The organism is Nocardioides sp. LHG3406-4 (genome assembly GCF_049897745.1).
GTDB lineage: Bacteria > Actinomycetota > Actinomycetes > Propionibacteriales > Nocardioidaceae > Nocardioides.
Window position 1 is genome coordinate 198,635 of record NZ_JAFCWV010000005.1, and the last position, 13,192, is coordinate 211,826.

A 13,192-nucleotide genomic window follows, 5' to 3' on the forward strand; every position below is an offset into this window, starting at 1 on the left:
TTCTGTAGGTCTGTGGCTAGTCGCGAGGAAGACCGAGCACGTGCTCGGCGATGACGTTCAGCTGGATCTCCGACGTCCCGCCGCCGATGAGGCCGGGGGGAACCGACAGGTAGGCCTGGGCCGCTCCGCCGTCCGCGCCCGTCAGCACGGCTCCTTCCGCACCGGCCCACGACAGCGCGGACCGCCGTACGTCGACCGCCACCCACGACGAGACGAGCTTGAGCACGCTGGACTCCGCTCCTGGCTGCAAGCCGTTCAGCTGCCGCAGGAGAACTCGGGCGGTCAGCGCCTCGTAGGCGTTGGCCTCGGCCGTCAGCCGCCCCACGTCACGGCACACCGCGCCTCCGTCCGCCTCGACCCCTCGCGCCAGCTCGGCCGGGTTGTCGCGGAACCCCGACGAGCCCGAGCCGATGCTCACCCGCTCGTTGCCGAGGGTGGTGCGCGCCAGGCGCCAGCCTTCGCCCGACTCCCCGACCTGCATCTCGTCGGGGATGAAGACGTCGTCGAAGAAGACCTCGTTGAAGAGGTAGCCGCCGTTCGCCTCGCGCAGAGGCCGCACCTCCAGTCCTGGGGAGTGCATGTCGACCAGGAAGTAGCCGAGACCACGGTGCTTGGGGGCGTCGGGCTCGGTGCGCGCGAGGCAGATCGCCCAGTCGGCGGACGCCGCACCGGAGGTCCACACCTTCTGGCCGTTGAGCAGCCAGCCGCCCTCGGTCCTGACCGCCGTGCTGCGCAGCGAGGCCAGGTCTGAGCCTGCCCCTGGCTCGCTGAACAGCTGGCACCACTCGATCTCGCCACGCAGCGTGGCAGCGACGAAGCGCTCGCGCTGCAGGTCGGTGCCGTGGGCGAGGATGGTCGGCAGCGCCCATTCGCCGATCACGGTGCTCGGTTGCGGGATGCCGACCCGGTCGAACTCCTGCTTGATGATCACCTGCGAGACCGCGTCCGCAGAGCGGCCATACGGCGGCGGGTAGTGCGGGGCGACCAGGCCGGCGGCGGCGAGCAGCCCACGGCGTTCAGTCTCCGGCTCGGCACGGACCCGGTCGAGCACGGCCGACACCTCGGCGCGGAGCCCGTCGGGCTCCTCGCCCAGGTCGACCACCCGGGACCGCACGAGGTGCGAGGCGATCTCGCCGAGCCGTTCCTCCCAGCCGTGCGAGGGCCCGAGCAGGCTGTCCAGGGAGATGGCGCGTCGCCAGTAGAGATGGGTGTCGTGCTCCCAGGTGTAGCCGATGCCGCCGAAGAGGGTGACCGTCTCCAGGGCCACGTCGACCGCGCTCGGCAGGCACACGGCCACCGCGGCCGCGCCGGCGAATTCGGCCTGCGCGTCGTCCTGGTCGGCCGCGACAGCGGCGTCCCACGCAGCCGCTGAGAGCAGCTCCACCTGGCTGAACAGCCGGGCACACTTGTGCTTGATGGACTGGAAGGATCCGATGGTCCGACCGAACTGCTCGCGCACCTTCGCGTACTGCAGCCCGGACTCCTGGCACCACCTCGCGACGCCGGCCGCCTCGGCCGCGAAGAGCGCCGCCATCAGCGAGCGCAGCTGCGACGTCGTAGCGAGCAGCACCTGGTCGTCGGTCACGTGGTGCCCGCCGAGCACGACGCGACCGATGTCCCTGGTCAGGTCCACGCCCTCCGCCGGCTTCACACTGAGCGACTCGGCAGCGTCGCTGTCACTGAGGAACCACACGTCGCCGTCGGCGGCTCGGGCACACAGCAGCAGGACCTGCCCACTGAGCGCACCGAGCGCCGGTGCGCTGACGCCGTCCACCAGCCACCCGTCATCGGTCCGCACTGCGGTCAGGCCGTCGGGAGTGGAGAGCAGTCCGGCCGGCATGCCTTCCACGAAGCGCGGCAGCACCCGGTCGGTGAGGGCGGGTGCGCCGTACCGCGCGACCGCCGCGCTGACGACGCAGGTCGGGAGCACGGGTCCCGGGACGAGGGCCCGGGCCATCTCCTCGAGGACGACAGCGAGGTCCAGTACGTCGCCGCCCCCGCCGCCGACCTCCTCGGGGAGGTGCACGGTGAGGTATCCCTGGGAGCAGACCGCCTTCCAGACCGTCGGCAGGTCGCCCGCGGCCAGCGCGTCGAACTGGTCGCGGGTCCCCTGGCTGTCGACGTCACGGGTGGAGAAGCCGCGGACGGCTTCGGCAAGCGCGAGGTGGTCCTCCGTCAGTGCGATGCCCATCCCGACCCCCTAGGCGTCGAGCTTGAGCACGCGGCGGGCGTTCTCACCGAGGAACTTGGGCCAGACCTCGTCCTTGAAGGGCACGTGAGGCATGTCGGTGAAGATGCGCTCCAGGCTCAGCCCCATCGGGAAGTAGCCGGCGTAGATGATCTTGTCGGCGCCCCGGGTGTTGGCGTAGTTGATGATCTCCTCGGGGTAGTGCTTGGGGGCGAACGCCGAGGTGGAGTAGTAGAGGTTGGGCCACTTGAGCATGAGCTTCCACGCCAGCTTCTCCCACGGCTCGCAGCCGTGCCGGGTGACGAAGACCAGGTCTGGGAAGTCGTACATGACGGTGTCGATCCGGGAGACCTCCTGGACCGCGAACTTCAGGCGGGGTCCGGGGATGCCCGCGGTGCAGAAGATCGGGATGTCGAGGTCGACGCAGGTCTGGTAGACGGGGTACATCTGCGGGGCGTCGATGGCGACCTGCGGGAAGGTGCCGGCCGGGAAGACCCCGGTCGCCTTGATGCCGAACTCCTCGTAGTCGCGGCGCAGCTGGCGCACGGAGCCGGTGACGTCGTTGGGGTCGCTGATGTCGCTGGACGGGATGAACCTGTCGGGGTGCTTCTTCAGCGCGAGCCGCGAGGTCTCGTCCGACACGCCGACGAGGCCCCGCTCGATGCCGTACTTGTCCATCTCCCGGAGCGTGACCGCGACCGGGTCGCCGTCCGGCAGGTCCTTCGGCACCTGCTTGAACATGTACTCGGCCGGGAACTCCATCTCCTCGGAGCCCTTGTCGCGGGTCTGCTTCCGGATGAAGTCGTACTGGGCGAATCCCTCGTGGGGGAACCCGATCATCGTGTCGATGATGGGGATTCCGGCTGGCATGGGCATGCGGTGCCTCCTTGAGATGGGGGACGTCCGAGCACCCGGACATCCCGCATGACTATGAAACCAGATTACAGTTTCGTCAAGCATGGGAGGGGGTCTGACCCTCCTCAGCGGCGCTCCGGGCCTGATAGAACTGCGTTCCACACACCAAGGAGGAGACATGTCAGCAGCGGGAATGCTCGACCATCTGGCGATCGGTGTCGTCGACTGGAGCGACGGCTTCGACGTCTACGCCGCCGAGCTGGGCGGCGCCTGGTCGCACGGCGGCGACGCCGGCGAGTTCGCGCCGTACCAGCTCGTCTACCGGCACGGCTTCCGGCTGGAGTTCATCGCCCCCGGCTCCCAGCAGGGCTTCATGCACCGGTTCATCGATCGCGACGGTCCCGGCGCGCACCACATCACCTTCAAGGTGCCGTCCCTCGAGCGAGCACTCGACGAGGTCGCAGAGCTCGGGATCGAGCCGCTGGGCGGGCGGACCGACGTCCCGTTCTGGCAGGAGGCCTTCCTGCACCCGAAGACCAGCGCGCTCGGCACGCTCATCCAGCTGGCCGAGGTCGACGACGAGCTGCTCAGGTCCCAGATCAGGGACTCCCCGCGCCCGCCCGGGTTCCCCGAGGAGCAGCGGCCACAGCGGACGATCGCCTGGGTCGGCCTCACCACCTCCGACATGGCCGTCGCGCGAGCACTCCTGCTGGACACCCTCGACGGCACGGTCGAGGCGTTCGGAGACGACTGGATGCTCGCGAGCTGGGGGCCCGGCCGACGACTCCTGGTCCGCAGCGGCTCCGCCACCCCGGGCGGCGCGGCCCTGTGGGCGGACGCCCCGCTCCTCGGCGTCGCGCACGTGGTGGTCGAACCGTCGGAGACGACGCCCGACCAGCTCTCCAGCGGCTCGGCGCCGGCGCGACGACTCCCCCACGACCCCCGCACCCGGGTGCCCGTCTGGATGGCGACCGACAGATTGGATGCTCCAGGACCCTTGTAAGATCGGGAATTCAGTTCTAGTTTGTCGCCATGACCGCACTCTCCTTCAAGTTCTTCGACTGCGACAACCACTACTACGAGGCACGTGACGCGTTCACGCGCCACATGGAGCCCGAGTTCCGCAAGCGCGCGATCCAGTGGGCCCAGATCGACGGCAAGACCCGCCTCCTCGTCGGCGGCAAGGTCAACAAGTTCATCCCCAACCCGACCTTCGACCCGGTCGCCGCCCCCGGCGTCATGGACGAGTACTTCCGCGGCCGCAACCCCAAGAACGCCGACCCCGGCCAGCTCTTCGGCGAGCTCGAGCCGACCCGGCCGGAGTACCAGGACCGCGACGCCCGCATCAAGCTGATGGACGAGCAGGGCATGGAGGGCTGCCTCATGCTCCCGACGCTGGGAGTCGGCATGGAGCAGGCCCTCGTGCACGACCTGCCGGCGCTCCAGGCCGCCGTGCGCGCCTTCAACCGCTGGATGGACGACGACTGGGGCTTCGCCTACCAGGGCAGGATCTTCACGGCGCCGTACATCACCCTCTCGGACCCGGTCGGTGCCGCGAAGGAGCTCGAGTGGGCCCTCGAGCGTGACGCCAGGTTCATCGTGATGACGCCCGGTCCCGTCATGACGGCCACCGGCTGGAAGGCTCCGGCCGACGAGTACTTCGACCCCTTCTGGCAGCTGGCCAACGACTCCGGCATCACGGTCTCGTACCACAGCGGCGAGACGCCGTACACGAAGTACCTCTCCGCCTGGGGCGAGAGCGAGTTCACCGAGGCGTTCCGGGCGAACGCCTTCCGCAGCCTGGTGTCGGCGGACCCGATGCAGGACACCATCGCCAACCACCTGGCCCACGGCCTGTTCCACCGGTTCCCCAACCTTCGGATCGCCACGATCGAGGTGGGCTCCGCGTGGGTGTTCCACCTGTTCGAGAAGCTCCACAAGACCTACGGTCAGGTGCCGCACCTGTTCCCCGAGGACCCTCGCGAGACGTTCAAGCGCCACCTGTGGGTCTCGCCGTTCTACGAGGACGAGCTGGCGAGCCTGCTCCGGCTGCTCGGTCCGGACCACATCCTCATGGGGTCCGACTACCCGCACGTCGAGGGCCTCGCCGAACCCGCCTCCTACATCAAGGATCTGAAGAACTTCGACTACACCGACGAGGAGTGCGAGAAGGTCATGCGCACCAACGGCACGTTCCTCGCGACTCGTCGACCCGCCTGAGGGAGAGCCACACCATGCTGCTCACCAAGGCAAGCCTGTGCGGTCTGCTGCTCGAGGAGGGCGAGGAGGACCTGGCGGTCCTCCTCGCCCGCTCGGGCATTCCCGAGCTCCTCGACACGGAGCGGGACGCCCAGGCCCTGGCGACGATCGGTCTCACCCCGGAGGACCTGATCCCCCTGCTCCCCGCGATCGACGTCGACCCCGCGCGTGCCGCCGTCCTCTCTGACGAGGAGGCCGCGGCGATCAAGCGCACCATCTCCCACCGGTGGGCGTCCCTGGTGGACGTCTGGCTGGGCGGGACCCCCGGAGCCGCCCAGTCACCCCAGCAATGAAGGCGTCCACACGAGCCGAGTCGGACACAACGCATAGAAGTGGATGTCGTGACATGTCCCAGCCCACACCCTCACACCTCGACTGGCGGGGAGCCGAGCTGCTCCCCCAGGACGTCCGCACGGCCCTGCTCGGGCCGGGCGCGCCGTTCGAGCTGGTCACCGAGCAGGTGCTCGGCCACGACCACCTGGTGTTCAAGGAACGTCCCCGGACCCTGCGAGGCATGCTCGATGAGCAGGCATCGGCCTCCGCGGACCTCCCGCTCCTGATCTCGCCCGACCGCGCCTGGACCTACGCGGAGGCCCTGCAGGACATCGATGCGATGGCCCTCCTGCTGCAGCGGCGGTACGGCATCGGCGTCGGCGACAGGGTCGCCATCGTGGCCACGAACTCCGCCGAGTACGCGATCCTCATCTGGGCGATCGTGACCTCCGGGGCCATCGTCTCCAGCCTCAACGGCTGGTGGACCACGCCCGAGCTCGAGTACGGCATCGAGCTCAGCAAGCCGGCCCTGGTCGCCGGCGACGAGCGCCGCCTCGCCCGGCTCGAGCCGGGCTCGGTGCCGGACGGCGTACCGGTCAAGCTCCTCGACGACCTCCACTCGGAGGCGATGGAGTACCGCGGGAGCGCCCCGGCGCCCCCGGACATGACGGAGGACACCCCGGCGGTCATCCTGTTCACCAGCGGGACGACCGGGCGCCCCAAGGGTGCGACGCTCTCGCACCGCAACATCATCAACTTCGCGATGGTCAACCGGCTCGGGGCGGCGATGGCTGTGGCGGTGACGCCGGCCCCACCGGCGCCCGCCGGAACCCCCAGGCCGCAGGGGGCGACCATCGTCTCCAGCCCGATGTTCCACGTGTCGGGCATGGTGGCCACGTTGATCACAGCGGCCGCCTTCCCGTCGAAGCTGGTCTTCCCGCCCCCTGGCGCGTGGGAACCCGAGACCTGGCTCGCCCTCACCAGCCGGCACCAGGTGACGATGTGGTCCGGAGTGCCGACCCAGTTCCTGCGGCTGCTGCGCCATCCCGACCTGGGGTCCTACGACATCTCCTCGGTGCGCACCATCGGAGGCGGGGGCGCGGTCTTCGCGCCGGAGCTGGTTCGGGAGATGCACGCCAAGCTCCCCGACGTCAGGCTGAGCTGCGGGTTCGGCATGAGCGAGACGGTCGGTCTCGGCACGCTCACCGGCGGGGACCTGTTCGTGAACACCCCCGAGTCGGTCGGCGCGGCTCAGCCCACGACGCAGATCGAGGTGCGCGATCCCATGGGCTCGATCCTCCCCGAGGGGAGCATCGGTGAGATCCACATCCGCACGCCGTCGGTCTTCGTCGGCTACTGGGACAACCCCGTCGCCACCGCGGACGCCCTCGACGAGAACCGGTGGTACCGCACCGGGGACTTCGGCCGCATCCAGGACGGGCTGCTCTTCCTCGAGAGCCGGCGCAGCGACATGATCCTGCGCGGCGGGGAGAACATCTACCCGATCGAGATCGAGAACCGGCTCGTCGAGCACCCCGACATCGAGGACGCGGCGGTCATCGGCATCGAGCACCCGGAGCTGGGGCACGAGCCCAAGGCGTTCGTCGTACCCCGGGCGGGCTCCGACGTCTCGGCCCAGGACATCGTCGAGTGGTGTGCCGCCGCGCTCGCGCGGTTCAAGGTGCCTGCGGAGGTCGAGTTCCGCGCCGCACTCCCCTATACGCAGACCGGCAAGGTGATGAAGCACCAGCTGGCCCGCGAGCAGCGGGCGAACGCCGGCTCCTGATGGCGTCGGACGCCTCGGCCCGGGTCGGGGCCCCGGCCCTGCGACCTGCGGCGGCGCAGCACCCCCGCTCGACCCGGGGACGACTGGTCACGCCGGTGCTCGCCACCGGGAGCCTGGTCGTGTCGCTGACGCAGACGCTGGTGGTTCCGGTCCTCCCGACCCTGCCTGCGACATTGCAGGTCAACGCCAGCACGGCCAGCTGGCTGGTGACCGTCACCGTGGTGGTGGCGGCCGCCTGCAACCCGGTGCTCGGCCGGCTGGGCGACCAGTTCGGCGTACGCCGGATGATCCTCACCGCTCAGGCCATGTTCGTCATCGGGTCGCTCATCTGCGCCCTCACCTCGAACATCGCGGTGCTCATCGTCGGTCGCGGTCTGCAAGGGGTCTCGACGGCGGCGATCCCGCTGTCGATCAGCCTCATCGCGCGGTTGCTGCCTCCCGAGGCACGGACCGCGGGCATCGCGCTGGTCAGCGCCATGCTGGGCATCGGCGGCGCGATCGGCCTCCCCCTCGCCGGCGTCATCGCGCAGGCGTGGGGATTCCACGGCCTCTTCTGGGTCGCCGCCGCGATCGGCCTGCCGACCATGGTCGCCACCCGGCTTCTCGTGCCGGAGGTCCGTGCGGCCGGCGCCCGGTCACCCGTCGACATCGCCGGCGGGGTGCTGCTGCTGGTCAGCGTCACCTGCCTGCTCGTGCCGCTGAGCCGCGGCACCCAGTGGGGCTGGACGGCGCCGGAGACGCTCGGCCTTCTCGGCGTCGGGGTGCTGGGGGCCGTCGTCTTCGTGTGGTTCGAGCTGCGCCGGCGCTTCCCGATGGTCGACGTCCGGCTCGCCAGGAGCCGGTCCGTCGCGCTGACCAATGCAGCCTCCGTCCTGGTCGGCTTCGGCCTCTTCGTCAGCTTCCTCGGCACGACGGCAGTCCTGCAGGCGCCCCGCTCGACCGGCTACGGCTTCGGGATGTCGGTGCTCGAGGCAGGGCTCTACCAGCTGCCCGGCGGCCTGGTGATGGCGCTGCTGTCACCGGTCGCGGCTCGGATCATCGGCTCCCGGGGCGCCCGGGAGGCCATGCTGGCCGGCACGCTGATCCTCAGCCTCGGCTTCTGCCTGCGCGTCTTCCTCGACGAGAGACTGTGGGAGGTCGTCGGCTGCGCCGTCGTGATCGCGTGCGGCACCGCGATCGCCTATGCGGCGATGCCGTCGCTGATCCTGGCGGCCACACCGGCGGGCCAGCAGGCCGCGGCGACCGGACTCAACGCCCTCGCCCGGCTGCTCGGCACGAGCCTGTGCAGCGCGGTCTTCGGTGCGCTGACGGTCGGCTCGGCCGTAACCGACCTGCCCACAGGGGCGGCGTACACCCTGTTCTTCGTGCTGGGCGCGATCACCTCGCTGGTGGCGGTGGCCGCCGTCTTGGCGATCGACGCGGCACCCGCCAAGACATCAACCTGAGAGGACGAGCGTGACCACCACCCTCATCACCGACGAGATGCTCGGCGCGGTCGGCACCGAGCTCGGCCGGCAGGTCAGCCATCCGGTCTCCAACTCCGACATCCGGCGCTGGGCCATCGCCGTCTACTGGCCCGAGCCGCCCCCAGCCCGCTTCCTCGCCACGGAGGAGGACCTGGTCGCCCCGGAGGAGTTCAACCCGTTCGCGTGGTCCGTCGCCTCCTCCTCGCACTCCCGCTCCGGCAGCCTCACCGACGGCGTCGAGGGCGCGCTCGGCATCCCTGGCCCCAGCCTCGCCAACATCCTCAACGGCGGGATGGAAGTCGCCTACGGGACCCCGATCCGCTGCGGGGACGTGATCACGTCGGTCAACCGCCTCGCGGCGTACTCCGAACGGTCCGGAAAGCTCGGCAGCATGCTCTTCACCTACACCGAGGACGTCTGGACCAACCAGGCCGGCGAGCACGTCAGGACGCTCCGCTCCACCACGATCCGCTACTAGGAGGACCGCATGCTCCACGACGTGAAGGCCGGCGACGAGCTGCCCCGCTTCGTACGGCGTACCGGCTTCGAGAACTGGAACCGCTACGCCGCAGTCAACGACGAGTTCGTCCCGATCCACATGGACGACGCCGCCGGGCGCGCGGCCGGCTACCCCGGGGCGTTCGGGATGGGGAACCTGCAGTGGGCCTACCTCCACAGCATGCTTCGAGACTGGCTCGACGGCGAGGGCAGGATTCGCAGGATCGCCTGCCAGTTCCGCAACCCCAACATGCAGGGACAGGTGGTCACCGCCCGCGGCGTGGTCGAGTCCGTCTCCGCGAGCGACGGTGGCACCGCCGTCGCGCTCCGGGTGTGGACCGAGGACCAGGACGGGACGGTGCTGGCCCCGGGCACCGCGGAGGTGTGGCTCCCGACGGCCTGACGGCAGCTGCTACGCGCCAGGACGATACGTCTCGGGCCTGCTGAAGGCCCTGAGCATGTGGTGTGGCGGCATGCGTCCGGGGACGTCCTTGCCGGCCTGCACGTCGCGGAAGAAGGTCGAGAAGCCCTCGATCTCCTCGGCGGTCCCGTCAGCGAGATCACGGAAGCCCATCGACCAGTCCGGGAAGGTCCGGTCGTCGACCGTGTCCTCGAGCTCGACGACGACACTGTGATGACGGTCGTCCGCGCAGATCCTGTCGAAGGTTGCGCGGACCGCGTGTTCGTCGCCCTCGAGCACCTGGGCGAAGTTGCCGCGGTGGAAGATGAGCATGCCCGTGATGCTGTCGTCTGTGTTCCGAGCACGGCTCTTGGAGAGCAGCTCACGCAACGCCTGGTCATCGAAGGCCACGGCCGCGGAGCTGAAGTAGGTGATCGTGAGCAAGGCATCCTCCAAGGGATCCGATGCGGTACGACGCCAGTCGGCAGCCGTCCACCCCACCCATCATGCCTAGCCGCGGCCTGCAATGTGTGCAGTCGGAGGAACTGCGCCGATTTCAGCGGCGCAGCGGCGGCGAGACAGTCGTAACGCGCCGTGCTACTTCGCGGTCAACCCAGCAGATCACACTTCACCTGTCCGTGCAGCAGACCCGATCCCGCGTACGTGCCAGTCGCGTGACGTGTGGTCAGTGGCATTCAGCTACGAGTGCGCGTGAGATTTAGGTCAACCAGATGGTCAGGATAAGGATCACGACACCCACGAACAAAGCCGATCCGGTAGCGACCGTCCACGGGTGATTCCACCAAGGCGCCGAGTTGACTTCTACCGACGACGCGGCTGGCGTGGGCGCCACAGGCGCGGGCAACGCGGCCTCCACGGCTGAGGCGTGCGCAACACTTGGATTCGACTGAGCGTGAGTGATCTCGGCTAACAGCAACTCTGCTAACCCAATCGATTCTGACTCATCCTCGGACTCCACAGAGATGACGATGTTCGGATGCCATATGCCAGTGTCCGCTTTGTCGAGGTAGGTGGCCCAAACAGACACCGAGCGAATACGCGCCCCCTTGGTGGTCTGACTGCGGGCCGACATCCACACGGACTCGAGCTCGTAGCGGGAAGCGCCTGCGGCCTGTCGAGCCAACGCGACGGTGTCCTCTGTGGACGTACCACCCTCGTCATGCACATCTACGTCCCAGGTAGTGCGAACTCCCGACTCGCTGGTGAAGCGAGAACGGAAGACAGCTTCGGCGCTCGTGAACATTGCCCAAAGGTCGTCTTCGGGGTTCAGGAGCACCTGACGTGTTTGCTTGTGAACTCGGGGCATCAGGCGAGTAAGCCTACTTTCAACCACCGATGCGCAACGGGATCGACACCAGTTCTGCTGGGACGACCAGGACCGTGCCGATTGTCGACGTGTGTCAAGACTGTGTCAGAGAACGAAGCGACCCCCGCACCGATGAACGGGGCGGGGGTCGTTTTGTGCCGCTGACCTGCGGAAACTCGGTGGGCGATACTGGGTTCGAACCAGTGACCTCTTCGGTGTGAACGAAGCGCGCTACCACTGCGCCAATCGCCCCTACTGTGCGGTGCAAAACCTTAGCCCATGCCCGCCGCGAACTCACATCCCGGGCGGTTCCAGCCACGCAATGCGGGGATCTCCGCAAGAAGTCTTCAGAAAGCCGCGTCATGGACCGATGTTGACGGCGTCTCGCCTTCGTCAGGGGGACTTCGAACAAGGGGAACGGCCGTGGGACATCTCTTCGAGCGACGCGCGACGGGAGCCGTCGAGCAGGACATCACTATGGAGTGCGTCGACTCGCGTGGACGCGCGCAGGCACTCGACACCGTCTTCTCCTATGAGCAGTCCGATCCGTACGCCGTCACGATCAGGTTCCTGACCCGCGCGGGCGACCTGCCCTGGACGTTCAGCCGCGACCTGCTCAGCCACGGCCTCACCGGCCCGGCCGGCGAGGGCGACGTCCGCATCGCTCCCGGCATCGGTGACGACGGCCGCGCGCTCGTCAACATCGAGCTCAGCTCCCCCGACGGGCGGCTGACCACCCAGGCCCGCACCCACGACGTACACCGCTTCGTCACCCGGTCGCTCACGCTCGTGCCGCCCGGCACCGAGAGCCAGCACCTGGACCTCGACGACGCGATCAACAGACTTCTGGCCCGCTGAGTCGGTGGGCGCGTCTCCCGTCATGGGGTCCGGAGACGCGCTCACCGCCCCTGGTCAGGGATCGACGTCCTCGCGCTCCTTGCGGAGCCACACCTCGCGCGCCTCGCGGGTGACCGGACCGGGAGCCTCGAGGTCCCTGTCGTCCCAGCGGTGCACTCCCTGCACGTCGCGGGTCGTCGACACGAGGAACACCTCGCTCGCCCGGTCGATCACGTCCATCGGCTCGTCGACCTCGCGGCCGCCGTACCACTCGAGGACGAGCTGGCGCGTCACCCCGGCCAGGCAGCCGCTCTCGAGGGTCGGCGTGCGGAGCTCGCCGTCGACGACGTAGAAGACGTTGGAGCCCGTGCCCTCGCACAGGTGTCCGGCCAGGTTGCCGAAGATGGCCTCGGTAGCCCCCTGCTCGGCCGCGTGCGCGAGCGCGACGACGTTCTCGCCGTACGACGTCGTCTTGAGGCCCGCCAGGGCCCCTCGCTCGTTGCGCGGCCAGGGCACGGTGGCCACCGCCGTCGTGGCCGGCCACTCCTTCATCGGGGCGGCGACGATCGCGACGGTCGGCGGTGCGTCCCCACGGCCGCTGCCCAGGGGCGCGGGCCCGCCGGTGTAGGTGATGCGGATCCGGCCCAGCGGCAGGTCCTGCCCGTCGAGGACTTCGGCGACGCCGCGGCGTACGGCGTCCAGGTCGGGCTCCGGGAGCCCCAGACCGGCGGCGGACCGCTGGAGGCGCCGGAGGTGCCTCGTGAGGGCGAACGGCTGCCCGTCGAGCACCTTGATCGCCTCGAACACACCGTCGCCCACGGTGAGCCCGTGATCGGTGACGGCGACCGCCGGAGCGCTCGCATCGGCCAGCAACTTCCCGTTGACCCAAGCCCGCATGAAGCCACCTTAGGGAACGACACTGGTCGAACACGCCCGCATAGGGGTGATTTTGGTGCCCGGTTGGCCATCGGCTACTGTTCTGCTCGCACCAACGGCCGGGAAACCGGTCGGGAAGCGCAGGCGGACATAGCTCAGTTGGTAGAGCGCAACCTTGCCAAGGTTGAGGTCGCGAGTTCGAGTCTCGTTGTCCGCTCGGAGAGGTCTCTCCCGCAGGTGGCCTTCCTTGGAGGGCTTGCACGGTGGGTTGGCCGAGAGGCGAGGCAACGGACTGCAAATCCGTGTACACGGGTTCAAATCCCGTACCCACCTCGATGAAACTGTAAGACCTGGGCGATTGGCGCAGCGGTAGCGCGCTTCCCTGACACGGAAGAGGTCACTGGTTCAATCCCAGTATCGCCCACAC

The 13,192-nt window shown here is 69.0% G+C and carries 12 protein-coding genes and 4 tRNA genes; 11 read left to right on the forward strand and 5 right to left on the reverse strand.

Translation table 11 applies throughout. The features are described 5' to 3' along the window. Window positions 1-16: 16 nt before the first annotated feature. Together ACP7BP_RS17815 and ACP7BP_RS17820 are read right to left on the reverse strand one after the other, a co-directional pair. Complete coding sequence (locus ACP7BP_RS17815; RefSeq protein ID WP_426246524.1) at window positions 17-2,191, reverse strand: acyl-CoA dehydrogenase family protein; 2,175 nt, start codon at window positions 2,189-2,191, stop codon at window positions 17-19. Window positions 2,192-2,200: 9 nt separating this feature from the next. Next, entirely contained in the window at window positions 2,201-3,064 is an 864-nt protein-coding gene (locus ACP7BP_RS17820) for an amidohydrolase family protein (protein ID WP_426246526.1), read from the reverse strand. A 157-nt stretch (window positions 3,065-3,221) separates the two neighbouring features. On the opposite strand from ACP7BP_RS17820, the gene ACP7BP_RS17825 reads away from it, so the two are divergent. The 7 genes from ACP7BP_RS17825 to ACP7BP_RS17855 are packed head-to-tail and all read left to right on the forward strand — an operon-like array spanning window position 3,222 to window position 9,728. Continuing rightward, window positions 3,222-4,046 (forward strand): VOC family protein, encoded by an 825-nt coding sequence (locus ACP7BP_RS17825; protein WP_426246528.1) that lies wholly within the window; start codon window positions 3,222-3,224, stop codon window positions 4,044-4,046. Between the two features lie 29 nt (window positions 4,047-4,075). After that, window positions 4,076-5,263 (forward strand): amidohydrolase family protein, encoded by a 1,188-nt coding sequence (locus tag ACP7BP_RS17830; protein ID WP_426246530.1) that lies wholly within the window; start codon window positions 4,076-4,078, stop codon window positions 5,261-5,263. Between the two features lie 14 nt (window positions 5,264-5,277). Further along, window positions 5,278-5,595 carry a hypothetical protein gene (locus tag ACP7BP_RS17835; RefSeq protein ID WP_426246532.1) on the forward strand — a complete coding sequence of 106 codons (318 nt, stop codon included), beginning with the start codon at window positions 5,278-5,280 and terminating at the stop codon, window positions 5,593-5,595. A 53-nt stretch (window positions 5,596-5,648) separates the two neighbouring features. After that, window positions 5,649-7,361, forward strand: a complete 1,713-nt coding sequence (locus ACP7BP_RS17840) for a class I adenylate-forming enzyme family protein (protein ID WP_426246534.1) — start codon at window positions 5,649-5,651, stop codon at window positions 7,359-7,361. After that, window positions 7,361-8,806, forward strand: a complete 1,446-nt coding sequence (locus ACP7BP_RS17845) for an MFS transporter (protein ID WP_426246536.1) — start codon at window positions 7,361-7,363, stop codon at window positions 8,804-8,806. The genes ACP7BP_RS17840 and ACP7BP_RS17845 overlap by 1 nt, the downstream gene beginning before the upstream one ends. Before the next feature lie 10 nt (window positions 8,807-8,816). Further along, entirely contained in the window at window positions 8,817-9,305 is a 489-nt protein-coding gene (locus ACP7BP_RS17850; protein WP_426246538.1) for an FAS1-like dehydratase domain-containing protein, read from the forward strand. Window positions 9,306-9,314: 9 nt separating this feature from the next. After that, window positions 9,315-9,728: a MaoC/PaaZ C-terminal domain-containing protein gene (locus ACP7BP_RS17855; RefSeq protein WP_426246540.1), complete on the forward strand. Its 414-nt coding sequence runs from the start codon at window positions 9,315-9,317 to the stop codon at window positions 9,726-9,728. A 9-nt stretch (window positions 9,729-9,737) separates the two neighbouring features. On the opposite strand, the gene ACP7BP_RS17860 is transcribed toward ACP7BP_RS17855, so the two are convergent. Next, entirely contained in the window at window positions 9,738-10,169 is a 432-nt protein-coding gene (locus tag ACP7BP_RS17860; RefSeq protein WP_426246542.1) for a BLUF domain-containing protein, read from the reverse strand. A 1,063-nt stretch (window positions 10,170-11,232) separates the two neighbouring features. Further along, window positions 11,233-11,304 (reverse strand) — tRNA-Val (locus ACP7BP_RS17865). A gap of 171 nt (window positions 11,305-11,475) precedes the next feature. Between ACP7BP_RS17865 and ACP7BP_RS17870 the strand changes: the two genes are divergently transcribed. Then, on the forward strand, window positions 11,476-11,910 hold the full coding sequence (locus tag ACP7BP_RS17870) for an SsgA family sporulation/cell division regulator (protein ID WP_426246543.1): 435 nt from the start codon (window positions 11,476-11,478) through the stop codon (window positions 11,908-11,910). A gap of 54 nt (window positions 11,911-11,964) precedes the next feature. Here the strand turns inward: ACP7BP_RS17870 and ACP7BP_RS17875 are convergent, their stop codons facing one another. Then, window positions 11,965-12,786, reverse strand: a complete 822-nt coding sequence (locus ACP7BP_RS17875; RefSeq protein WP_426246544.1) for an aminotransferase class IV — start codon at window positions 12,784-12,786, stop codon at window positions 11,965-11,967. Between the two features lie 123 nt (window positions 12,787-12,909). Between ACP7BP_RS17875 and ACP7BP_RS17880 the strand changes: the two genes are divergently transcribed. From ACP7BP_RS17880 to ACP7BP_RS17890, 3 genes are all read left to right on the forward strand, one after another. Further along, window positions 12,910-12,982, forward strand: a tRNA-Gly gene (locus ACP7BP_RS17880). A gap of 45 nt (window positions 12,983-13,027) precedes the next feature. Beyond that, a tRNA-Cys gene (locus tag ACP7BP_RS17885) sits at window positions 13,028-13,098 on the forward strand. Between the two features lie 19 nt (window positions 13,099-13,117). After that, window positions 13,118-13,189: transfer RNA gene (locus tag ACP7BP_RS17890), tRNA-Val, on the forward strand. The last annotated feature ends 3 nt before the right edge of the window (window positions 13,190-13,192 follow it).

Excerpts from the sequence above, each read along its gene's own strand:
- ACP7BP_RS17815 (WP_426246524.1), bottom strand. The coding sequence starts at position 2,191 with ATGGGCATCGCACTGACGGAGGACCACCTCGCGCTTGCCGAAGCCGTC.
- ACP7BP_RS17820 (WP_426246526.1), bottom strand. The coding sequence starts at position 3,064 with ATGCCCATGCCAGCCGGAATCCCCATCATCGACACGATGATCGGGTTC.
- ACP7BP_RS17825 (WP_426246528.1), top strand. The coding sequence starts at position 3,222 with ATGTCAGCAGCGGGAATGCTCGACCATCTGGCGATCGGTGTCGTCGAC.
- ACP7BP_RS17830 (WP_426246530.1), top strand. The coding sequence starts at position 4,076 with ATGACCGCACTCTCCTTCAAGTTCTTCGACTGCGACAACCACTACTAC.
- ACP7BP_RS17835 (WP_426246532.1), top strand. The coding sequence starts at position 5,278 with ATGCTGCTCACCAAGGCAAGCCTGTGCGGTCTGCTGCTCGAGGAGGGC.
- ACP7BP_RS17840 (WP_426246534.1), top strand. The coding sequence starts at position 5,649 with ATGTCCCAGCCCACACCCTCACACCTCGACTGGCGGGGAGCCGAGCTG.
- ACP7BP_RS17845 (WP_426246536.1), top strand. The coding sequence starts at position 7,361 with ATGGCGTCGGACGCCTCGGCCCGGGTCGGGGCCCCGGCCCTGCGACCT.
- ACP7BP_RS17855 (WP_426246540.1), top strand. The coding sequence starts at position 9,315 with ATGCTCCACGACGTGAAGGCCGGCGACGAGCTGCCCCGCTTCGTACGG.
- ACP7BP_RS17875 (WP_426246544.1), bottom strand. The coding sequence starts at position 12,786 with ATGCGGGCTTGGGTCAACGGGAAGTTGCTGGCCGATGCGAGCGCTCCG.